At 68.6% G+C, this 22,301-nt stretch carries 12 protein-coding genes; 4 read left to right on the top strand and 8 right to left on the bottom strand.

The window, feature by feature from the left end; translation table 11 throughout:
* Positions 1-25 precede the first annotated feature (25 nt).
* Both ESG85_RS30870 and ESG85_RS30865 read right to left on the bottom strand, forming a co-directional pair.
* Positions 26-1,054: an IS630 family transposase gene (locus tag ESG85_RS30870; protein WP_128978155.1), complete on the bottom strand. Its 1,029-nt coding sequence runs from the start codon at positions 1,052-1,054 to the stop codon at positions 26-28.
* 95 nt (positions 1,055-1,149) lie between these two features.
* The gene (locus ESG85_RS30865) at positions 1,150-1,644 is read right to left on the bottom strand and encodes a hypothetical protein (RefSeq protein ID WP_128984455.1); all 495 of its coding nucleotides are present in this window, start codon (positions 1,642-1,644) and stop codon (positions 1,150-1,152) included.
* Positions 1,645-1,983: 339 nt separating this feature from the next.
* Between ESG85_RS30865 and ESG85_RS30860 the strand changes: the two genes are divergently transcribed.
* Positions 1,984-2,361, top strand: a complete 378-nt coding sequence (locus tag ESG85_RS30860) for a hypothetical protein (protein WP_309548980.1) — start codon at positions 1,984-1,986, stop codon at positions 2,359-2,361.
* Between the two features lie 10 nt (positions 2,362-2,371).
* Here ESG85_RS30860 and ESG85_RS35200 read toward each other — a convergent pair whose 3' ends face one another.
* From ESG85_RS35200 to ESG85_RS30840, 5 genes are all read right to left on the bottom strand, one after another.
* Positions 2,372-2,542: a hypothetical protein gene (locus ESG85_RS35200; protein WP_164986357.1), complete on the bottom strand. Its 171-nt coding sequence runs from the start codon at positions 2,540-2,542 to the stop codon at positions 2,372-2,374.
* 70 nt (positions 2,543-2,612) lie between these two features.
* Positions 2,613-8,909 carry an RHS repeat-associated core domain-containing protein gene (locus ESG85_RS30855; protein ID WP_128984454.1) on the bottom strand — a complete coding sequence of 2,099 codons (6,297 nt, stop codon included), beginning with the start codon at positions 8,907-8,909 and terminating at the stop codon, positions 2,613-2,615.
* A gap of 142 nt (positions 8,910-9,051) precedes the next feature.
* A complete protein-coding gene (locus tag ESG85_RS30850) occupies positions 9,052-13,509 on the bottom strand; it encodes a LamG-like jellyroll fold domain-containing protein (protein WP_128984453.1) in 4,458 nt (1,485 codons plus the stop codon).
* A 184-nt stretch (positions 13,510-13,693) separates the two neighbouring features.
* Positions 13,694-14,785 (bottom strand): acyltransferase family protein, encoded by a 1,092-nt coding sequence (locus ESG85_RS30845; protein WP_128984452.1) that lies wholly within the window; start codon positions 14,783-14,785, stop codon positions 13,694-13,696.
* Positions 14,786-15,334: 549 nt separating this feature from the next.
* Complete coding sequence (locus ESG85_RS30840; RefSeq protein ID WP_128984451.1) at positions 15,335-16,918, bottom strand: MDR family MFS transporter; 1,584 nt, start codon at positions 16,916-16,918, stop codon at positions 15,335-15,337.
* 107 nt (positions 16,919-17,025) lie between these two features.
* Here ESG85_RS30840 and ESG85_RS30835 point away from each other — a divergent pair, with 107 nt between their 5' ends.
* Positions 17,026-17,586, top strand: coding sequence for a TetR/AcrR family transcriptional regulator (locus ESG85_RS30835; RefSeq protein WP_128984450.1), 561 nt, complete (start codon positions 17,026-17,028; stop codon positions 17,584-17,586).
* A 142-nt stretch (positions 17,587-17,728) separates the two neighbouring features.
* Here ESG85_RS30835 and ESG85_RS30830 read toward each other — a convergent pair whose 3' ends face one another.
* A complete protein-coding gene (locus ESG85_RS30830; protein ID WP_128984449.1) occupies positions 17,729-18,454 on the bottom strand; it encodes a M23 family metallopeptidase in 726 nt (241 codons plus the stop codon).
* A 474-nt stretch (positions 18,455-18,928) separates the two neighbouring features.
* Between ESG85_RS30830 and ESG85_RS30825 the strand changes: the two genes are divergently transcribed.
* Together ESG85_RS30825 and ESG85_RS30820 are read left to right on the top strand one after the other, a co-directional pair.
* The gene (locus ESG85_RS30825; protein ID WP_219825230.1) at positions 18,929-19,426 is read left to right on the top strand and encodes a trypco2 family protein; all 498 of its coding nucleotides are present in this window, start codon (positions 18,929-18,931) and stop codon (positions 19,424-19,426) included.
* Positions 19,423-22,200: a serine protease gene (locus ESG85_RS30820; RefSeq protein ID WP_128984448.1), complete on the top strand. Its 2,778-nt coding sequence runs from the start codon at positions 19,423-19,425 to the stop codon at positions 22,198-22,200. Before ESG85_RS30825 ends, ESG85_RS30820 begins: the two co-directional genes overlap by 4 nt.
* Positions 22,201-22,301 lie beyond the last annotated feature (101 nt).

Here is a 22,301-nt window from a genome sequence, read left to right as displayed (position 1 = left end):
TATTGAGCCGGAACTGATGGGTTTCCTACTGGATCGTGTAGCGGACGTGGCGGGCGGCGAAGTAGCCGCAGACGATGTGGGGTTGCTTCTGGCGTCGCCGCAGGAAGCGGCGGGTCTCGTGGGCGAGGTCGTCGGCTGAGGTGGCTCGGGCCGCGTGGACGTGGTGCTTCAGATCGGCGTTCAACAGCTCGTCGGGATTCAGCTCGGGGCTGTATCCGGGCATCAGATGCAGTTCGACGCGCTCGGCGTTCTCGGCGAGCCAGGCCCGGACGGCTCTGCTGCGGTGGACCGGATGCCGGTCGGCGATCACGTGGACCTTGCGCCCGGCGTGCCGGGCGAGGCGGTCGAGGAACGCGCAGAACACCTGTGAGGTGAACTTGCCGGGAAAGACGGTGAACCACAGCGCCCCGCGGGAGGCGACGGCCGACATGACGTTGACCCTGAAACGGCGCCCGTTCACCCGCACCAGCGGGGTCTGCCCAGCCGGAGCCCACGAGCGTCCCGGCGGGGCAGTGTCCGAGCGCAGACCGCACTGATCAGCCCAGACCAGCTCGGCCTTCTCCCCGCTCGCCCGGGCCCGGATCGCCGGATACTCCTCCTGAAGCCACCGGCTGACCTCGTCGCCCTTCTGCCGGTAGGAGCGGCGGGCGGGCCGCTGCGGGGTGAAGCCGTGCCGGCGCAGCCACTTGCCCACACCCCGATCGGTCATCGACACCCCGCACACCAACCGGATGAGAGTCCGCACCGAGGCCCGGGTCCACATCACCCCGCTCTGCCCGAGGTCGGCCGGCGTGTAATCACGCATCGCCTGCAAGACCGCCCCACGGCCGGACTCGTCGATCAACTCACCCTTGCCTGCCCGAGGTTCACGCGCCGCCGCGAGCAGTGCCCGCCTCCCACCGGCGCGGCTGGCCCGCCACCACGTGCCCACCGACCGCTCGGAGACCCCGAACATCTCCGCCGCCTGGCCGTACGTCCGGACCCGCCCCGACTCCAGCGCGCTCACCACCCGCAACCGCAGATCCTCCTGCGCAGCGGGCGGCAGACGCCGCATATCCCCACCCTCGATCACACCCGATCAACGAGCAGGCAACCCATCAGTTCCGGCTCAATAGCAGCGGCAGCAGGTTGAGGGGGCGGCACGAGGCCTCAGTTACCGATGACGACGGCGGCGACTCCAAGAGCCAGCGCCACCAGTAGCACAATATCGGCGATCGGTGAAACCGTGACGCGTTTAGACAATACCTTGCCTTGAGATCCCTTCTTCCCCTTATTCCTCGACCGGATGCGCCCATCAACCTTCTCGACAGAGAGCGCCGCCGAACCGATGAGACCATCGAGCACCGACCCGGCGAAACCGATCGAGCGAATCCCATCTCCCTCTTGAAGGAAAATTGTCAACGTTCCATCCCGACCAGTCGCCGCATAGCGAGCGAAGCTCACAGGAATCGTGTAAGTCACCAGCGGATTCACGACAGTGATGGTGCTCCCTTCCATCACGATGCGCGAACCCAGGATGCGCCGCACGATAGGGATGAACACGAGAACCACTGCAAGCACGCCAAGGCCGTCGCCATCGACTCCAACGGTTCGCATTCTCTGAATCACCGCCAGGGCTCCAACCAGGGCCAAAAGCGAGAGCATAGGAGAGAATATTCGGTATGACTTTCGCCAGAGCACCTCTCTGTCACGCCGATTCATTTCTCCCCTTTACTCATCGAGTACAATTCGGCTCGGCAAGCGGCGGCACGGAAACTGCCCCCATCGCGACCATCTCACGGACCCAGACATTAGCAGACCGTGCGACCATTACTAAAGACGTAAGCCGATCCGACACTCCCACCGGCAGCGCCACAGAACCCTCCGGCGAGGTGGGCATTGAGAGTGACGTTACCGATCGTCGCCTTCCAGTTCACAGCCCCCTTGACGCCACTATCAGCCCAGAACTTGGGACTCCCTCCCACTCCCCGAACGCCAGGGACCTTGGTTTTTACCATCTGTGGAATTCGCTCAACCGCGTTCCCCCAATACGCCCCCTTCCATGACAACCCGGCCGCCCTGCCGATTGAAGCAGCCACAGCGCCCCCGACAGCCGTCCAGGCCCTGGTCCGGGCCCACCACGCCTCGTGGGACACCAGCCAGGAGCTGGCGGGCCTGACCCCTCCGGCCCGCGAACTGCCGTCGCAGCTGCGCCCCGTGCTCGACGCCCTCCTCGCGGGGCTCACCGACGAGACGGCCGCGGCCCGCCTGGGCATGTCGCCGCGGACGTACAGCCGGAGGGTGGGTGAGCTGATGGCGGCCCTGGGCACGACGAGCCGCTTCCGCGCGGGGGCGGAAGCGGCTCGAAGGGGGTGGGTGTGACGGCGGCGTTCTACGACCCCGTAGCGATGTAGACGCAGAGGAACACCAGACCACCGATGCCGATGGCGATGCGCATCGCGTTCAAGGCCGGCTTTGCCCTGCGCTCACGCACTTCGACAATGCCAGCGGCGCAGATAAGGCCGACCAGCACACCGAAGGCCACGGTTGCAGTGCTAGACATGTGACCACCAACTCCTTTACGTGTGTTCTCCGGACCCTAGAGGTCCGGAAAGCCAACAGGCGCCTGCTAATCACATGTAGTTCTCGTAGAACTTGTCTTCCTTCTCCTTCGCCTCGCGCTCGACTATTCGGGCGATCCGCTCCGTTTCCTGCGCCTCACGCTGGGCAGCCCTCTTGGCCATGAGCCCTTGGATACCTCCGCGGATCAACTGCCCCTGCGCAAGTCCTGCAGCCGCCCCGGCAGACCCCTGACCGATGTAGCCGAGTGCCTCGTCCGTGTCTGTTGAACCCGGGTGCTTGTACTGCCACGCGCCGACGCCTACTACCGCGCCCGCTATGACCGCACAGGCCGCCGATGCGACTACCGTCGCGAGGGCAACAGCGCACCCGACGCCTGCAGCGACACCGATCAGGAATGTCTCGTGGTCTTTGACCCACTTCTTTCCCGAATCCCAGGCGTTACCGGCCATCTCCTTCATCCATCCGAAGAAACCGCCCTCCTTCTCACGCTTTTGGGCCTGCTCCGCGGCGCGCCGATCAGCCGCCCGCTTGTCCGCGTCCGCCCTCTGCTTCTCCACCACCTTCGCGTCGTAGTGGTAGACCTTGTAGTGCCTCGGGTTGGCTCGGTAGGCGCGGTACTTGGCCTGGGACTCGGGGTCCTTGCGGGCGGTCTGGTGCCAGTCCCACTCACCGTTCTTCTGGGTGTAGTACCCCGTGGTCATACCCCGGTCCTTGGCCCAGTAGTAGTCGGTGACCGGGCTGTCCGTCGGCCCCATGGGGCGCAGGCCCGTCGGGTCGGACTTGGTTATCGGGGAGTTGTGGGCGTAGCTGTAGGCGTTCATCTGGGCCGGGTCCTGGGGGTCCATGACCGGGTCGACCGACAGGAACTTGCCGAGTGAGGGGTCGTACTCACGGGCGCCGACATGGGTCAGGCCCGACTGGGCGTCGAGCGTGCCGCCGACGAAGCCCTTCTCACCCGGCCAGGCCGTCGGCGCCGCACCGCGGGAGTTGCCGTAGGGGTCCTGACGGCGTCGGGTGACGAGGCCGGTGGCAGCGGCCACGGCGACGAGGCCCGTGCTCTGGTGATCGGCGCCGAGGAAGGACAGGTCGCCGTTGTCCTGGCGGACGGCGACGGTCTGGCCTGCGAAGGAGTAGTAGCGGGTGGCCTGTACCTCGGTACCGGTGCCCGCCGGGAGCTTCAGCTCCATGCCGGGCAGGTAGAGCGTGGTGCCCGATGCGTCCGTACGCACGGCACGATTGCCGTCCGCGTCGTAGACGAACGAGGAGACCTTGCCGTCCGGCTCGGTGATCTTCGTCGGCTTGCCTTCGGCGTCCCACTCGATGGCCTGCTCGGCCTCGCCCGTCTTCCGCGACGTCGTGTTGCCGCTCGCGTCGTAGGCGTAGGTGGACGTGGTGCTGCCGGCTGGTGCGGTACGGGTGACCGTCGTGACGGCGTGCGGGCCGGAGGAGTTCTCGCCGTAAGTGAAGGTACGAGTCACGTCCTTCGACGCGTCGAGCCCGGTGTCGTGGGTGACGTCCTTCTGGCGGTTGCCGATGGAGTCGGTGACGTAGGACGTCCAGTATGCGGACGGACCGCCCAGCGGGCTGGCGCCAGGGGCGGCGTCACAGGCCGTGGGCCTCTTGCCGCTCTGGGTGCTGCCGACGGTGCCGGAGCCCGTCGCAGCGTCGCCGGTAGCGGCCGGGGTCCACGCCTCGGTGAGCCGCTGTCCCGCGTCGTACGCGAAGCACTGCACGTCCGCGAGCGGCTCGGCGGTGTCCGTGGCGGACAGGACGTTGCCCGACTGGTCGTACGCGTAGGCCGTCGCCTTCACCGGATCGGCGGCGCCTTCGACGTCGACGGTCGATCCGATCAGCCGGTCGGTGCCCTTCTCGTAGGCGAAGGACTGCTGGACCTGACGCCCGCTGCCGGCTGCCATGACCAGGCCCTTGAGCTGCCCCGTGCCGGTGTACAGGGTGTCCTTGACGTACGTGGACTGCGAGCCGGTCATGGTGTCGGGGCGACCCAGCTCGTCGTAGGTGTAGGCGAAGGTCTCGACGGGCAGCTTGCCGGCCGCCGGCATCCCCGTGCTCTTGACGGTGCCGTCGAGGGCGTAGGAGGTGGTGAAGGAGTACGTGCCCTTGAGTTGGTCGCTCACTCCTGCGGCGACGTAGTAGTCGGTGCGCTGCGGCCTGTAGAGAGCGTCACGGACCTGTACGTAGCTGGAGTACGCCTCGACGCCGTCGATGTAGCGGACGGATGCCCAGGGCTGGCCGAGATAGCCGGTGTTGTCGTACAGGCTTTCGGTGAGCCGCTTCGCCGTGGTCTTCTTCTCTCCCTCCCACGTGCCGGTCTCACGGCCGAGCGCATCGTAGGTGGTCCACAGCGTCTTCCCGCGGGCACTCCGGGTCCATTCCAGACGGTCGAGTTTGTCGTACCCGAACGTCGTGGTGCCCGCGTCCGGGTCCTCGGCCGAGATCTTGCGACCCAGCTGGTCGTAGCCGTAGCGCCAGACGTTGTCCTGGGAGTCGGTGACCGTCTCCAGCAGACCGCGCTCGGTGTACGTGTACGTGATGGTGTCGTACTGGATACCGGGGCCCGTCGGCTGCGGGGACGCGGTGCGGTAGTGCCGCAGCTCGGTCGTCCGGCCGTGGACGTCGCTGATCGTCGTCGTGGGGACGCCTCCGACCGGCGGGTCCACGTGGACGGCGTTGCCGTCGTACGTGGTGGTCGTGCGCCACTGCTCGACGCCGGCAATGAGCGTGATGTCGGCGGTGGTCCGGCCGAGTCCGTCGTACTCGTAGACGTTCTGGGCGCCGATCTGACCGTCGAGGACCGTGATCAGCTTGCCGGACGGCTGTTCCGCGGCGTTGTAGGTGGCGTTGGACTTCTTCTTCTTGCCCGTGCCGTCGTACCAGACATCAGATACGAGGCTCGTGCCCCCGGCGCCCGGGTTCTGCGTCTGCCGCAGCCGCAACAAGCTGTCGTAGAGCTGGTAGGACGCCTCGTAGGAGCCGTCGTTCCGCAGCGTCTCCGTCTTCACCACGACGGGCTTGTCTCTGCTGACGTCGTAGCTGTACTTGATGCTCGGCGTCGACGACTTGGCGCGGTCGGCCAGCCAGACCTTGGTGAGTCGGCCAAGCGCGTCGTACTGCATGTCGGTGCGCTTCTTGTTGGGGTCGGTGACACCCGTGGAGACGCCCCAGGCGGGGGCGTGATCGGTGACGGTGACGTGGTTCAGCGCGTTGGTCACCGTGGTCCTGGTCAGCAGGCCATTGGTGTCGGTGTAGGCGGTCTTGGTCGGATTGAGGTCCGCGTCCTTGACCAGGGTGGGACGGCCGTACTCGTCGTACTCGGTGGTACTGGTGGGCTGGTAGTTCGGCGTCGTACCGTCGTAGCCGGTCAGGCGCTCGCTCGTGATGGCGTCACCGGCGGCGTTGTACGTCGTCTTCTGATCGCTGATGACCTGCTTCGTACGGTCCGGAGTGGTGCCGCACGAGACGGACACCGTCTCGGTACGGGCGACCTGCGCGTACACGTTCTGGGCGGGAACGTCGGCGTACGAGGTGCGGGTGCACTTCTCGTCGTTCGACTTCGCCGTGTCACCGAGGTCTTCGGTCGTCTTCAGCCGCGTGCCGGGCACCGTCGTGTCGTACGTCGAGACCGACTTGGTCTGTGTCCACGTGTTGTCGCTCTGCCGGTGAAGGACCCGGGTCGACTGCGGACGGACGACGGTGGCCTTGGTCGTGCCCCAGCTCGCGGTCTGCGTGGCGGTTTCCGCCTTCCAGGGCTGGGTGATGGTCTTGGAGACGACCTTGCCGCCGACGGCCAGGTCGTAGGCCTGCTCCTCGATCTTGAAGCCGGTGAACTCCTTGTGGCCGGTGTACTCGACGCCGGTGGAGTCGGTCACCTTCTCCGTACGCGTGCTCGTGCTCCCCGGGAGCTTGTCACCGTCGAGGCCCTGCAGGTACGTGTAGTCGACGCGGCTCTTCATGGTCTGGCCGTTGCCGCCGGTGACACTGACCTTGCCGTAGCCCTGCCACTGGCTCCACGTCAGGTACTTCGGGTCCGTGATCCCGTTGGGCTCGGCGCGCCGCCAGCCGGCGTCGCCGTGGTAGGCGTAGCGGGTGACCAGATCGTCGCTCTTGCCGGTGCGGTCGGTGTCGGTGATCTGCTCGACGACGTACTTGTGGAACCAGTCCGTCTCCGGATCCGACTTGCCCGGCGGGGTCCATACGACCGGGTAGCAGCGCTTGGTCGAGGCGCCGGGCTTCGGCAGCGTGCCGGGGGTGCACTCCCGCGGAGCGTACGTGATGTCCAGCTGGGAGCCGGTCTCGCTCAGGACAGTGGTCAGGCGGAAGCGGTAGAACGGGTCGGTGTTGTCAGTGTCGCTGTCGACCCGGTTCATCATCGCCGTGCCCTGGAACTCGACCGAGGGCACCGCGGCGGTGCTGCCGCCGGCCCGACCCTCGTGGTCGATCTTGGAGAGCCACAGGGACTTGGTGGAGTCGCCGTTGTCCGTGAAGAAGTGGGTGAACTTCCAGGCGTCGACGTCCGCGTACTCGCCGGCGACCGCGCTGGTGCTCATCTGGGTCGTGATGCCGGTGAGCCGCTTGGTCGTCCAGAAGGTCTGCGAGCTCTGTGCCAGCGTGCACTTGGTGTTGGCGGCGCAGTGCCGGTCCACCGGTGTGTCGGGCCAGCGTGCGGCGTTGGCCGTCGTGAACTTGGCGGGGTTGCAGTCGAAGCTTGCGTCGTCGAGGCAGCGCTCCGCGACCGAGAACACGACGCGAGCCGGCGCCTTGGTGCTGTAGACCTTGGTGTCGCGCTGCCCGTAGTCGATCCGCTTGACGTAGCCGGCGCGGTGGTAGGCGATGCCGTTGACGTCGGTCTTGGCGTTCAGCGCGTAGTAGTTGGTCTCGGGCGTGTAGAAGTACGACCTGACGTTGCCGTGCCGGTCCTTGACGTAGTCGAGGTTCCAGCGCCATGCCTGCTTGCAGTGAGCACTGGAGAACGTGGCGTTGTAGCACGGCTCGTTGACGTCGTCACCGAAGACGGGCGCGGTCCAGACCGACTTGGTCTCCTCCTTGCCGGAAGTCCAGCCGGGCAGACGATTCAGACCGAAGTAGTACTCCGTGCCGTCCGTCGTGGTGATCTTCCAGTACTCACCGTCGTTGTCGTCGCTGCCGGTGACGTATGTGCGGCCGTCGAGCTTCTCGATCTTGGCGCCGTTGTCATCGGCGAAATGCCAAAGGCCGTCCTTGTCGTTCTTGACCAGGGTGGAGGACTGTCCGTTCAGCATCACGGTGGCGTTGTCGAACGCCCAGCACTGCTCGGTCGATCCCGCGTGGCCGTCCTCGGAACAGGACTTGTACGACCGCTCGACGTAGTCGGGCTCGTAGCCGAATCCCTCACCGATCCAGGAACCCTGGTTGTTCGTGGCACCCGTACGGCCGTCGGCCGACTGGGACGAGTAGCCGATCGTGACGTCCGGCGCAATGTCACCGGGCGTGGGGACCATCCGCAACGGGTACGACCACGAGAAGCCGCCTGAGGAATTGCTCACCGACCAGCTCGCCGAGGGAGAGAGCGGCGTCGCTTTGTAATCGCCCTTCGCCGACGAGGCGGTGGCGGTGAGCGCGTAGACGGCCGCCTGGGTGCCGGCCGGGGCGGCGGTCACGTCGGAACGGACGGTGCGCCGCGCGGTGTCGTTGGTGGCTGTGATCTTGTTGGGGATGGACGCACAACCCTTCTCACCAGGCGCTGCCGTCGCGGCACAGGCCGGGAGCTGGACCAGGGTGAGCCGGGAGCCGTAGGCGCCTCCGGCACCTTCGGCGAAGGCCGAGTAGTCGAGGGCCAGCTGCACCGGCGCGGCCGTCGTTCCGGCGTCCGCCCGTTCGACGGTGAACATCGCGGCGCCGCCCCAGCGAGCCGCTTCCTCGCGTCCGAGCGTGTGGATCCGCACCTTCCCCGGCGCGGCCGACCGGCCCTTCGCGGTCGCCACGGGTGCCACGGCGACGGGCAGTCCGCCGACCCGCGTTTTCGCGGCGGCCGTCGGCCTGGTCGCCTTCCCCGGCGCGAGCCTGGGGCCCTCGGAGGCTTTACCTGTCCGTTCGGGGGTGGTCGCGGAGGCAGGCAGGGCCACCTCGGCGGTGCCCTCGGTGGGCCAGGAGACCTTGCCCAGGGTCTTGACCGCAGCCTTCTTGGCCGGGTCGGCGGGTAGCGGCTTGGCCTTGCCTGCCTTTCCGGTACGGATGGGGTCGGGATTCTCGGCGAAGCCGGGAATCCCGTGGGCCTCCGGCGGGGGCGGAGCTGCTTGAGCGATGTTGCCCGAGAGGGCGAACGCCAGGACGAGGACCGCTCCGGACAACACGCTTCTTGGCATGCGTGCGCCCAGCGGTCGACCGCGTAGGGACATGACGGAACTCCGATGGTGAAGTCGAGGGAAACCGGACGGCGGAGGGGCGAGCATCGGCCGGGTGGCGCTGCGCAGCGCCACCCGGCCGTACCGAGCTCTAGAGCCCCGTGTCCGGAGTGAGATCGTTGATCATGGCGATGGTCGTCGGTGAGAGAACGCCGGAGTAGGCACGAACCTCGTCGACGGCCCCGGAGAGGTACTGGCCGGTCTTCGCCGAACGCCCCACCTGCAGGCCCCCGGTGGAGGCCCAGGCGGTCCCGCTCTCGAGACGCGTCGTCACGGCGTCACCGCCGTCGGTGTAGAGAGAGATCTGACCTGCCACGGCGTCGTAGACCACCGTCAGGTGGCTACCGCTGCCTTCGGCCGACGGGAGCGCGTCGTGATCGACCACCTCGGTCGCCTTGGCTGTGGCGCTGTCGCTCTCGGTGATTGCGAGCTGCCACCGTTGGGTCTTGCCGTCGTAGCGGACGGCGAGCCGGTCGGCGTTCTGCCCCGGCAGTGACAGCACCGTCTGGGAGGCAGTCGATGTAGCGGAGGTCAGCCTCACCCGCGCCGACAGCGTGAAGCTCTTGTCGCCGCCCACCACGGGAGCGTCGGTGGAGGCCCAGTCATCTGTTCCGTCGAGCTCGAGGTGACCGTTGCCGGACAGGGCGGCGGGATCTCTGACGTCAGCCCTGAGGTAGGGCGTGCCGCCGGTGAGGCCGAGCGAGACGCCGGTGCCTTCGATATTGGGAACCGTGCCGGTGCCGAAGGATTCGAATGGCCAGTACGCCTTGCGGGCCGGCTTGACCGTCTGGAACTCGACGATCTCGTCCGTCGCCACCGGCCGGTTGTAGACCCGGATGTGGGACAGGTCGCCGGTGAAGCCGGAGCCGTAGTCTCCCGCGGCCTTTGCCCGGCCGATCTGGAAGGCGCCCTTCGCCTCCCACGAGGTGCTCCGTGCCGTCTCCGCAGTGCCTGTCGCGGTAGCCGGGTCGCCGTCGTCGACGTACAGCCGGAGCCGCGGTCCACCTGCGGCCTTGGCGTCGAACACACCTGTCAGGTGCGCCCACGTGCCGACGGCCGATTCGCCCACGGGAACCTTCGCCGCGTACCGGGAGGTGACCACCTCGTCGCCGTCGGGTGTGGTGAACGTCCAGGAGTGCGAGGCGGCGTCGTAGCCGAGGACGAAGCCGGCCTCGTTGGCCCCGTCCTGACTGACGACCGCCATGTCACGGTCGAGTGCTGCGGGCTTGACCCAGGCGCTCACCGAGAAGCTCGCCAGGGTGTCGACGACGGAGGCTTCCTCTGCGGGGGCCTCCTGATCAGCCGTGGTCAGGTACGCCTCGGCCGAGCCGTCGAAGTGCGCCACAGGGTCGGCCTTGCCGCCCTGCCCGGGCATCTCCAACGCCACTCCGGTGCCGAAGCGGGCGGTGTAGTTCCCGGTCTCGTCGCGTGCTTCAGAGCTGCCGGCCGGATCCCCGAGGTTCCACTGGGCGACCCGCCCAGTGGCGACCAGGAAGGTGTAGCTCGTCACCGCGCTCGTCTTCCCCGCGGCGTCGTACGCCTCGACGTTCACAGTGTGGCGCCCCGGCCAACTGGGGGTCCACGAGACCTGGACCGGCTTGCCACCGGTGGTGGCGACCGTCTTGGTCGTCTCGTTGTCGAAGGTGTAGCGGTAACCGGTGACGTCGCCGTCAGCGGCGTCGAAGGTGAAGGTGCCCTGCGTACCGATACCGTCGTGCCACTCGTTGTCGGATGTGTACGGGCTGCCCGTCACGGCTGGCGGAGCGGGAACCGTCGCGTCCCACCGGACGTAGCAGCGCCCCGCGCCGTTCGCCGAGCTCCACGGGCCCCAGGCGTCGCCGTCGAAGGCGCGCGCCTGCCAGGAGATCACGCTGTTCGCCGGGATGCCCGGCTTCCAGGTGCCGCTGAGAGCGGTCATGCCGTCGGCCCCGTAAGCGAAGGCGAGGTCCGCGGTGTTGTTCGCGTGCTCGTTGTTCAGGTAGTACACGTGGGTGCTGGGACGCCAAACGCCGATGCTGTCGGTGCTGTCGCCGTTCCAGTCACCCACGACGGGCTGGTCACCGACGCTGCCATAGCGGATCTCGTAGCTGTTGCCGCCTCCGCTGTTGGAGTTGCGGATGTAGAACATGATGTCGGCGCCGCTGTACATGCCGATGGTGTCGACACCATCGCCGTTCCAGTCTCCCACCAGCGGCACCATGCCGTCGGCGCCGTACACGAACTGGATGTCCGTGATGTTGTTGGTGTGCTCGTTGTTCAGGTAGAAGACGTGGCTGCTCGGGCGCCACACTCCGATGGTGTCGCGGCCGTCGCCGTTCCAGTCGCCGACGACGGGCATGTCCCCCGTGTTGCCGAACTTCATGGTGATGTTCGCCGGCTCGTCGTTCTTGTCCCGCAGGGCGAAGGTGCGGGTCGCCGGGTCGTAGCTGCCGAGCGTGTCGACGCCGTCCCCGTTCCAGTCTCCGACCAGGGGCTTCTTGCCCTCCAGGTCGAACGAGACCTCACCGGTGTTGCCACCCGCAGTCGGAGTGTCCCGCTGGAAGACCGTCTTCCTCACCGGGTCGTACATTCCGACACCGGTGACTGCCCGCGGCGCCACGGTGTGAGAGTAGAGGACGCCGGGGTTGGGCGACTTGTAGCCGGTCTCGGCGTAGTAGCTCTTCTCGACGTTGGCGGCGTCGCGGTAGAAGACCTGGTACTGCATCCTCACCGGGTCACTGGAGGTCGCCGTGTGGTCGGGATCCTTTGCCTGGCCGCGCAGAGTCGGCAGGGTGCCCACGTACGGAGCCTTGGCCTGGTCCGTCACGCACTTGCCGCCGGGGTCGGATGCCATGTCGGCGTTCGCGACCTGGAGCGGCGGGGTGTTGTAGGTGATCGCCAGGTAGGTGTTGCCGCAGATGCGCTTCCATCCGCTGTATGCCGACTCGTCCTTGGCTCTCAGGCCGAGAGACATGGTCGACCAGCCGCCGCTGGCGGCCGTCCGCGTCTCGGTGAGAAGCTTGCCGTTGCTGAAATGCAGGTTGGCCTGCCCCGAACACTCGGTCCGCGTGATCGACTTGTCTACGGTCATCAGGTAACTGGACCAACTACTCGACGTATTGGACCAGTTGCTGTCTTCCGTGACCGTGTAGTTCGCACCGCCGATCCGGTAGAGGTCGAGCGGCTCGGCCGCGTTGTTGTCCCAGTAGTTCTTCCTCAGGCGCGCGGAGAACGTGCTGCTGAGGATCTGCTTGCCCTTGTAGAAGCCCATCGGGAAGCTGAACAGCAGCCGTCGCACGCCGATCCCCGAACAGGACGCGGGCGTCTGGTCGGACGGGCAGCGGCCCACGCCCGCGTCATCGGCGTACTTCCAGTCCTGCTCGCTCGGCATGCCCGACATCACCGACGTCCAGGCGGCCGTACCGGTGGTGCGCGGGGTCGGGTCGATGACGACCGGATAGCTCGTGGACTTACCACGAAGCAGCGCGAGGTCGGGCTTGAGGGTCAGCTTGCCCTTGGCCACGTCGAGGCCCACTGGCGCCCGGCGCCCTCCGTCGAAGGGGTCGAGCGTAGGCTTGACACCAGCGGAACCCCCTGCCGATCGCGCCGCCAGGGCGTCCTGCCCCGAGGGGCCTGCAGGCGAGTCCCACATGGACGCGCCGCCCGACTCGAACACGGCGCCCCCGACTGCGGAGTCGACAGCCTTGATGGCGCCGCCAGGGGTTTCGCTGACCGTCAGGCCCTTCGTCGTGAGGCCCAGCTCGAGCGCGTTCAACTCGGGGTTGGCCGCGGCCTCGGCCGACTTGACGACGAAGAAGTGAGAGAAGCCCTCGTGCTCGGCCCGGACGGCGAGGTCGACGCCGGGCAGCACCTCCGCGTACGTGGCGGTGTCGCCTTCGACCGCCGGTTTGGGCAGTTTCCCACCCAGCCAGGTCAGTGCGTACTCGCGTCCGACACGGCTCATCCGGGCGAAGGGCCCGTTGCCGCCGTCGGAAAACTCCAGGTCCACGGTCGCGGCTGCGGGCGACCAGGTCCCCTCGCCGTCGGATACGAGCGTGGCGTCGACCGGCACCCAGCTGTCGCCGCGGCGGGCTCGAACAGGCTGGGTGTACTCGCGTGCGGTGAACGACCCGTCCGCGTTGGCAAAGACGTCACGCCGCTCTCGCCGGAGGCCCGTAACCTCCACCGAGTGTCCGCTCTGCTTGGCAGCGATCCTGGCCAGCTCCTCACTGGGCGCTTCGCCCATGGCCGCCGCAGTGGCGACCGCGGCCGCCGACAGCGCAGCATCGGCATGCTGCGCAGCTGCCGGCAGGCTCACGCCGCCTGCGATCACCGCAGACACCGTCACGATGACGGCTCCGTACGTCGCTCTACGGCGACGTCTTGTCCACCCCATGGGCCCCCAGCCTGCTCGCGTGTGCTCAAGATGTGCGCAAGGTGTGCGCATTCGAACGGGAACGCTAGCGGCGCCGGGGAGGCGCGGCAGGGGAATCAATCGCCCAGATGTGTCAGTCCCGAACAAATCGAGAATCAGACTGCTCGGTACCTCACGGAGGCACAGCCGCGCCACTTGGAGGCACGCACTGACAAATGCCCAGCTCAGGAAGGCGGCTGCGCCAGAACGGACGTCATCTGACGACGCCGACGTGAAGACGCTGCGTACACGAGCAGAAACGGAAAGGTGAGCGACTTTGTCAGGTCATCTGCGTTGCAGCTGCGACCTGAACCATTCGACACGCCCTCCGTGCGGGCCCTCAGACGGCGCGCGGACGACGCGCCGACAGCAGGCGCCTGAGGCGTCGTTCGGCCGGCTTCTCCACGGTCTCGTGCAGCAGTGCCGCGACCACCAGGGCCGCTACGGCCGCCACGGCGAGCGCCATGGTGTTCGCGGCGAGGCCCGTCGTGGGGCCGTAGCCCAGCTTGGCGACGACCTTGAGGACCACGACGTGGCACAGGTAGTAGGCGAAGGACCATTCGCCCAGCTTCACGAGCAGCCGGGAGCGCAGGATCGAACGCCACCCCTGGACGTCGCGCAGTGCGGCCGTCGCGATCAGGAGGGCGAAGGCCGGCATGAGGACCGCGTCGAAGAAGCCGAACGTGCCCGTGTACGGGTGCAGCGCCTGGGGATGACGTATCCACAGCCAGCACAGCAGGATCGTTCCGGCAGTGAGAGCGGTCGCCACCCCGACGCCGAACGGCGGCCGCCAGCCGCGGCGCACGAGGAGCCCCACGCACACGCCGAGGAGGAACATCGGGGTCAGGGCTATCGGCGAGGCGACGACGAGACGCTCCACCTCGGGCGACTTGTCCAGCCCGACCATGATCAGGCGCGTGCTCGCCGTGGCGGCCACACACAGGACGGCGAGGACGGCCAGCAGGGCGGACGAGCGGCGCAGCAGCACCCGGAGGATCAGCGGAAAGGCCAGGTAGAAGAACGCCTCGACCGCCAGCGTCCAGGTGACGATGTTCATCGTCATGAAGTGCTCGGTGCTCCACGCCTGGGCGAAGGTGAGCGTCCAGACGATGTCCGCCTTGGAGACCGGGGTGTGCCACCACCAGGCCATCAGCGCGACCGTCGCGGCCGTGGTCACGGCGAGCAGGGGCCAGATGCGCGCGAAGCGCCGCCAGTAGTACTGGAGGGGCGTGTCCGAGGGACGGGCCACCCAGGTCATGACGAATCCGGACAGAACAAAAAAGAAGGGCACGCCTTCGTAGCCGATGGCCGTGATCTCGAAGGCGCTCGTCGATTCCTTGAGGTACCCGCGGGCGTGAAAGAGGAAGACGCCGAAGGCGGCGAACCACCGCAGTCCGGTGAGCGAGTCGACGCGGGTGCCGCCCAGGGGCATGGCCCACGGCGTCTCACGCGACCATCGAACCGGCTTCGCGGTCTCCTCGTGCCGTACACCCTGTGCGGGTATGACGGAATGCCTCGTGATCGCGGAAATTGCCCCCACCCCTTGAAGATCCTGACGGCCGGTAAAAACAAGCAAGCGGCCACTCAGACAGGAAGAGTGCCGCGCGAGCCATTCATACGATCTGAAGATCTCATTGCTTGATCCGGCTTGGACGGTAGCACGCCCCTGGAACACCCCCGCGCTGTCGATTCACGCCTCGACCGGAATCGAGCGGCGGGCTCGTGGACGGACCACCGGGCCCGGACCAGGCCTTTTCCGTCCCGGATTCCCCTGGCTTCCGCTTGCCCCCGCGAGATCCGGAACCGAGGGCTCAGCGGCGGTATCGGCAATCTCACCTCGGGGCGCGTTCTCGTATGCGCCCTCACCGCGCCCGGACCCGACCGGCGGGCTGAGCAGGAGGAACGGGCGGCACCGTGATCACGGTGCCGCCCGTTCCCCGCCCGTTTCCCGTATCGCGAAAGCAGGTTCGCCGGGTGTGCCTCAGACCGTCTCGACGGTCTTCGGCTCAGCGCCCGCGCCGGGCGCCTCGTCCTTCTTCGGGAGGCCAGTGCCGCGCAGGGCGACCTCCTTGACGAAGAAGGCGAGGACGAAACCGAGGACGGACACGGACGCGCCGACCAGGAAGGCCGAGTGGGTGCCCGCGGCGACCGCGTGCTGGTAGGCCTCGCGGAGTGCCTCCGGCAGCTTCGCCAGGCTCGCGGCGTCCAGCTGGGCCGACCGCGCGGTCGCGGCGCCGCTGCCGCGGGCGGCCATCTCGTTCTGGACCTGGTGGTTGAACAGGGCGCCCATGATCGCGACGCCGAAGGACGAGCCGAGGGTCCGGAACAGGGTGGTCGAGGACGAGGCGACGCCCATGTCCTTCATCTCGACGCTGTTCTGCGCGACGAGCATCGTGATCTGCATCAGGAAGCCCATGCCGGCGCCGAGCACGGCCATGTAGACGCCCGACGCGAACCGCGTGGTGTCGGTGTCCATCGTGGACAGCAGGTACAGGCCGGCCGTCATGAACGCGCCGCCGACGATCGGGAAGATCTTGTACTTGCCGCTGCTGGTGGTGACCCGGCCGGCGATCATCGACACGACCATCATCGACAGCAGCATCGGCAGGAGCAGCAGGCCGGAGTTGGTGGCGGAGGCGCCCTGCACGGACTGCTGGAACAGCGGCAGGAAGAGCACCGCGCCGAACATCACGAAGCCGGTGAGGAAGCCGATCACGGACATCAGCGTGAAGTTGCGGCTGCGGAAGATGTGCAGCGGCATGATCGGGTCGCTCGCGCGGGTCTCGACGAAGAGGAAGGCCGCGAGGGCCGCGACGCCGGCGACCGAGAGGCCGATGATGTTGAGCGAACCCCAGGCGTACTCGGTGCCGCCCCAGGTGGTGACGAGGACGATCGCGGTGATGCCGACGGTCAGGAGGACCGCACCGGCGAAGTCGATCCGGGTGCCGGCCGCGCGCTCCTTCCTCGGCAGGTGGAGCACGGTGGCGAGCATCGCGAGCGCGACGGCGCCGAGCGGCAGGTTGATGTAGAAGGACCAGCGCCAGCCCCAGTGGTCGGTGATGGTGCCGCCGACCAGCGGTCCGCCGATCATGGCGAGCGCCATGATGCCGGCCATCATGCCCTGGTACTTGCCGCGGTCCCGCGGCGGGATGAGGTCGCCGATGATCGCCATGACGCCGACCATCAGACCGCCGGCGCCCAGGCCCTGGACGGCGCGGAAGCCGATGAGCTGGCCCATGTCCTGGGCCATGCCGCTGAGCGCCGAGCCGATCAGGAAGATCACGATCGACGTCAGGAAGACGCCCTTGCGTCCGAACATGTCGCCGAGCTTGCCCCAGATGGGGGTGGAGGCGGCGGTGGCCAGGGTGTAGGCGGTGACGACCCAGGAGAGGTGCTCCAGACCTCCGAGCTCGCCGACGATCGTCGGCATCGCGGTACCGATGATCATGTTGTCCAGCATCGCGAGCAGCATCGCGATCATGAGGGCGAGCAGGACGACGCGGACGCTGCGCGGCTGGTCGGCCCTCTCCTCTGCTGGTGCGCTGTGTTTCTCGGTCGTCGCCATGCCGTCCCCGTCGCTTCCTTACTTGCCGCCCGGCTAGTTACTACACTGGGGAAAGTAGACCGGTAACTAGCCGGGCGTCAAGTAAGTTTCGGTGGAAGCGAGAGACCATGGCCCAGGCCCGAGGCAACACCCGTCAGCGCATCCAGGACGTGGCCCTCGAACTCTTCGCCGAGCAGGGCTACGAGCAGACCTCGCTGCGCGAGATCGCGGAACGCCTCGACGTCACCAAGGCCGCGCTCTACTACCACTTCAAGACCAAGGAAGACATCCTCATCAGCATCTTCGAGGACCTCGCCCGGCCCATGGACGAGCTGATCGTCTGGGCCGGCCGGCAGCCGCCCACCCTGGAGACCCGGCAGGAGATCCTCCGCCGCTACCAGAAGGCACTGCTGGCGGCGGCCCCGCTGTTCCGCTTCATGCAGGACAACCAGGCGGCGGTGAGCAAGCTGAGCGTCGGCCTGACCTTCAAGGAGCGCATGATCGCGCTGACCCGACTGCTCCAGGACCCGGACTTCTCGATGGCGGACAAGGTCCGCTCGATCAGCGCGGTCTTCACGATGCACGCCGGCACTTTCTTCCTGCACGACGTCGAGGGCGACCCCGAGGAGAAGCGGGAAGCCGTCCTCGAGGTCGCCCTCGATCTGATCAGGCAGGCGCATCACGCCTGAGGCGTCGCGCCCGAGCCGTTACGTCTGACCTGTCGCACGGCGGGCATCGCCCGTCGTCACGGGTCGTGCGTCGCGCGCCGCGCGTTTCGTGGGTCGCGCGTCGCCGGTGGCCCGTCGTGCGCCGTGCGTCGTGCGTCGTGCGTCAGATGGAGACGCCGTGGGACCGCAGGAAGGCGGCCGGGTTGACGGCGGAGCCGTAGTTCGGGGTGGTGCGGATCTCGAAGTGGAGGTGCGGGCCGGAGGAGTTGCCGGTGTTGCCCGAGAGGGCGATCTGCTGGCCGGCGGAGACCTTCTGGCCGATGTGCACCTTGATCTTCGACAGGTGGGCGTACTGCGAGTAGCGGCCGTTGGCGTGCTTGACGACGATCGCGTTGCCGTACGCGGGGCCGTCGCCGCCGCCGTTCGGTCCGGCCTTCACGACGGTGCCGGCGCCGGCGGCCTTGACCGGGGTGCCGACCGGGACGGCGAAGTCCTGGCCGGAGTGCTTGTGGGCCCACATGGCGCCGCCCTGGTTGTAGCTGGCGGTCAGGGTGTAGGCGCTGACCGGCTTGACCCAGGAGGGGGCCTTCTTGGCGGCGGCGACCTTGACGGCCTGCGCCTTCGCGGTGGCGGCCTTCAGCTGAGCGGCCTTGATCTGAGCGGCCTTGGCCTGGGCGGCCTGCGCCTGGGCGGCGACCTGGGCCTGGACGTTGGCCTGCTTGGCCAGGGCGGCGGACGCGGCGACCGCGGTCTGCGGGTTGGCGACGGCGGCCTTGCCCTCGGCGGCGAACGCGGAGCCGGCACCGGCCACCAGCGACGCTCCCAGACCCGCGGCGGCGAGGGCGACGGCGGTGGTACGGATGCTGGGCTTCATGACGCGCTTCGACATACGGGGGAGAACCTCCGGACAGAACGGGACCCGGCACCAGAGCGGTGGGCGCCGGGCTTGCTCATCCTTGGTAACCCGGACTCCCAGCCCGGCCAAAACACCCCATCTACGACATTGCGTCGTAGCGATCTCCGGCCCGGTTCGCCTCTTGACGGCCTCGACCGAGACCGACGAATTTGGACAAAGCGACCCGCATGGACCTGTTTAACCGCATGTCGCGAAGGCCCGAAGCACCCGAAAGGCAGCCGCTCGCCCGCTTCCGCCCACTCCGGGACCAAGGTCCCGGGGGTTCCCAGCGGAACGTCCCGATTCCTCCCCAAAACCCACGACTATTCCGCCTAGTACCCCTCGAAACCCCTGTGCGCCTTGTCACCACGGCCCGCCCGCGAAGGGCCCCTGAATGGGACCTGGGTCACGCCGCCGAACCCCTCGGAACGCCCTCCGGGACCGCCCGGAGCGGGTTAGTTTCCGGGGATGACCGACACCACGCCCAAGATCGAACTGGCCGACGCCATCGCCTCCGTACGCGACCAGCTGCTCATCGCGGCCGGTCGTGCCACCGGTCAGGCCGTCGCCTTCGAGGTCGGCGACATCGAGATGGAGTTCTCCGTCGAGCTGCGGAAGGAGGGGAAGGCGGGCGGCAAGATCAAGGCCTGGGTCGTCGAGGCCGGCGCCGACGCGAGCCGCTCGCGCGGAGACACCCACCGGGTCTCCTTCACCCTCAAGCCCCGCAACGCCGCGACGGGCGGCGCGTGGCTGGTGGGCAACGAGGAGGAAGCGGACCTGTCGGGGTTCGGGCACGGCGCCGCAGCCGAGGACCCGGCCGCAGGAACCGTCGGCGCCAGGGGAGCCGAAAGGACCGCGAGGGCCGCACGAGCCGACAACGCCACGGGACCCGAAAGGATCGCGAGGGCCGCACGAGCCGACAACGCCACGGAGGCCACAGAGGCCGCGGGGGCCGAGGCCCGGTGAGGACGAGCCGGTTCGTCTTCGCCGTCCTGGGCAAGCACCAGGGCACCGGCGTGCTCCTCCCCGGGAACCTGGTCCTGACCGCCGCCCATGTCCTCGGCGGCGCCCACAGCGCCATCGTGGCCGGCGTGCACAGCGAGCCGCGGCGGTTACGGGTGGTCTGGTCCGACGAGCGGCTCGACGCCGCGCTGCTGCTCAGCGACCGGAGCCTCGGCCCGACCCCTCAGCTGAGCACCGTCGCCACCGACCGCCCGATACCCGGCTGCGTGATCCTCGGCTTCCCGCACATCCAGCGGGACGAGGAGCGCAGACCCGACCTCGACCAGTTCACCGGCACCGTCCTGCCCATGGCCGGACTGCTCCGCCACACCCTCACCGTCGAGCTCGACCGGCCGCCCGCCGCCGAGCCCGCCCACGGCCCGTCCCCCCTCGCCGGCCTGTCGGGCGCGCCCGTGTACGCCGACGACGGACTCCTCGGCATCGTCCGGACCGTCCCGCGCGGCCGGGGGCACCGTCGGCTGGAGTGCCTGCCGCTCACCGCCCTCCTCGCCGACGACGAGGCGTACCGCTGGCTCCCCGACGACTTCGCCCCACCGCGCCCCGTCATCGCCACCCACCCCGCCGACCAGCCCTACGAGGAGGAGTACGCCGAGGCCGTCGGCGCCGCCTACCGCCGCACCCGGATCTTCGGCCTGGACGAGCTCGGCAAGAAGGCCTCCTCCTGGGACCTCGACACCGCCTACCTCTCCTTGGAGGCCGCCTCCCGCGACCGGGACACCGTTCCCGTGCCCCGCAGGATCGACGACCTGCTCGGCGACCGGCCCCGCGTCCTGCTGCGCGGTGACGCCGGCGCCGGGAAGACCACCCTCGTGTGGTGGCTGGCCTCCCACGCCGCCGCCGGCAGCCTCGGGCCCGAGCTCGCCGAGCTCAACGGCCTCGTGCCCTTCGTCGTACCGCTGCGCTCCCTGCGCACCCAGGGCGGCGGCTTCCCCTCCCCCGCCGAGCTGCCCGCCGTCGCCGGGCTGATGATCGACAAGGCGCCCGACGGCTGGGCGGGCCGGGTCCTCGCCGACGGACGCGGGCTGCTGCTCGTCGACGGCCTGGACGAGGTCACCCAGGACGACCGCGAGGACGCCCACACCTGGCTGAGCGGGCTCCTGGCCCGCTACCCGGGCACCCGCTGCGTGGCGACCGTCCGCCCGCACGCCGTCGCCCCCGACTGGCTGGCCGCCGAGCGCTTCGAGGAGCTGACCCTGCTGCCGCTGCGCGGCGAGGACATCCAGGCCTTCGTCACCGCCTGGCACGACGCGGCCCGGCTGGACGCCGACGAACGGGACCGGGCCGTGCTCGACGACCTGGAACGGGACCTGGCCCAGCAGTTCCGCCTCAACCCGAACCTCGCCGAACTGGCCCGTACGCCGCTCCTGTGCGCCGTGATCTGCGCCCTGCACCGGCTACGGGAGGGCTTCCTGCCCGAGACCCGCTGGGAGCTGTACGACTCCGCGCTCGCGATGCTGCTCGGCACGCGGGACGAGCGGCGCAGGGTGGATGCGCCCGACGGCATCCGCATGTCCGTCGAGGAGCACCAGCAGCTCCTGCAACGGCTCGCCGCCTGGCTCGTACGGGTCGGCCAGACCGAGTTCACCCGCGAGCAGGCCCTCCAGCGCGTGGAACGCACCCTTCCCGGGATGCCCCGCGTCCAGGCGCAGGGCACGCCCGCGGAGGTCCTCACGCATCTGATCAACCGCAGCGGCCTCCTCCAGGAGCGCACCGACGACGTCTTCCACTTCGCTCACCGCACCTTCCAGGACTTCCTGGCCGCGAAGGAGTGCGTCGAGGACGACTGTCTCCCCGAGCTCCTGCGTCACGCCTACGACCAGCAGTGGCACGACGTTCTCCTCCTCGCCGCGGGCCACTGCAAGCGACGGGACCTGCCGGTCCTGGTGGAGGGCCTCCTGAAGGCGGGTTCCGGGACCCGGAGGCGGGACCTGAAGACGACGCTGTACGTCATGGCGGCGCTGTGCGCGCAGCACGCGGCCTGGCTGGACGAGGGCCTGCGGCGGCGGGTGGAGAACGCGGTGCGGTCGGTCATCCCCCCGCGGAACCCGCCGCAGGCCGCGCAGCTGGCGCGCCTGGGCGGGTCGGTGCTTCCGCTGCTGCCGTCGCCGGAGGACGTACCGAAGGACGGCGTGGGCCACGTGGTCGAGCTGATCGCCGCCGTCGGCGGTGCGGAGGCCCTGCCGTACGCCCGGAGCTTCAGCGAAGCGGGCCTGGGACAGCACTTCGGCGCGAGCTGGGCCGCCTTCCCCGCCGAGGCGTTCGCCCATCAGGTCCTGGCGCACCTGTCGGGGCCGGAGGTCGTGGTCGTGCCGACGTCCCGGCACCTGGAGCTGCTGGGCGATCTGCCCGGCCTCACGTCCGTCATCCTCGCCGGGGGCTTCACCGTCGAGGAGATCACGCGGCATCTCGGCAGCCGGCCCCTGTCGTATCTGGCCTGGATTCCCGATCACACGGGGTTCGCGGTCCTGGAGTCCCTGGACACCTCCCGGCTCACCGTCATCATGCTGGTGCGTGCCCACTCCGGGACGGACCTCGGCCCACTGGCCGGGCTGCCGGCGCTCAGGCACCTCAGCCTCGTGAACCTGGAGCCGGACGGCCGCCCTCTCGACCTGACGCCCCTCCATGGGCTGGCCGACCTCACCGTCACCGTCAACGGCGTCCTGCGCGAGGACGTCCTCGGCGCGGACGTCCTCGGCGACCGCCTCACCCTCACGTAGACGGCACACCCAGACGACGCGCGCAAACGGCACGCGCAAACGGCAAAGGGGCGGCCCCGGAACCTTCCGGTTCCGGGGCCGTCCCTGCTGCCTGTGGCCTC

The sequence above is a fragment of the Streptomyces roseicoloratus genome, assembly GCF_004117935.1.
GTDB lineage: Bacteria > Actinomycetota > Actinomycetes > Streptomycetales > Streptomycetaceae > Streptomyces > Streptomyces roseicoloratus.
The sequence above is the reverse complement of the archived record's forward strand: the minus strand, read 5'-3'. Positions and strand labels throughout refer to the sequence as shown.

Excerpts from the sequence above, each read along its gene's own strand:
- ESG85_RS30870 (WP_128978155.1), bottom strand. The coding sequence starts at position 1,054 with ATGCGGCGTCTGCCGCCCGCTGCGCAGGAGGATCTGCGGTTGCGGGTG.
- ESG85_RS30865 (WP_128984455.1), bottom strand. The coding sequence starts at position 1,644 with ATGCTCTCGCTTTTGGCCCTGGTTGGAGCCCTGGCGGTGATTCAGAGA.
- ESG85_RS35200 (WP_164986357.1), bottom strand. The coding sequence starts at position 2,542 with ATGTCTAGCACTGCAACCGTGGCCTTCGGTGTGCTGGTCGGCCTTATC.
- ESG85_RS30845 (WP_128984452.1), bottom strand. The coding sequence starts at position 14,785 with ATGCCCCTGGGCGGCACCCGCGTCGACTCGCTCACCGGACTGCGGTGG.
- ESG85_RS30840 (WP_128984451.1), bottom strand. The coding sequence starts at position 16,918 with ATGGCGACGACCGAGAAACACAGCGCACCAGCAGAGGAGAGGGCCGAC.
- ESG85_RS30835 (WP_128984450.1), top strand. The coding sequence starts at position 17,026 with ATGGCCCAGGCCCGAGGCAACACCCGTCAGCGCATCCAGGACGTGGCC.
- ESG85_RS30830 (WP_128984449.1), bottom strand. The coding sequence starts at position 18,454 with ATGTCGAAGCGCGTCATGAAGCCCAGCATCCGTACCACCGCCGTCGCC.
- ESG85_RS30825 (WP_219825230.1), top strand. The coding sequence starts at position 18,929 with ATGACCGACACCACGCCCAAGATCGAACTGGCCGACGCCATCGCCTCC.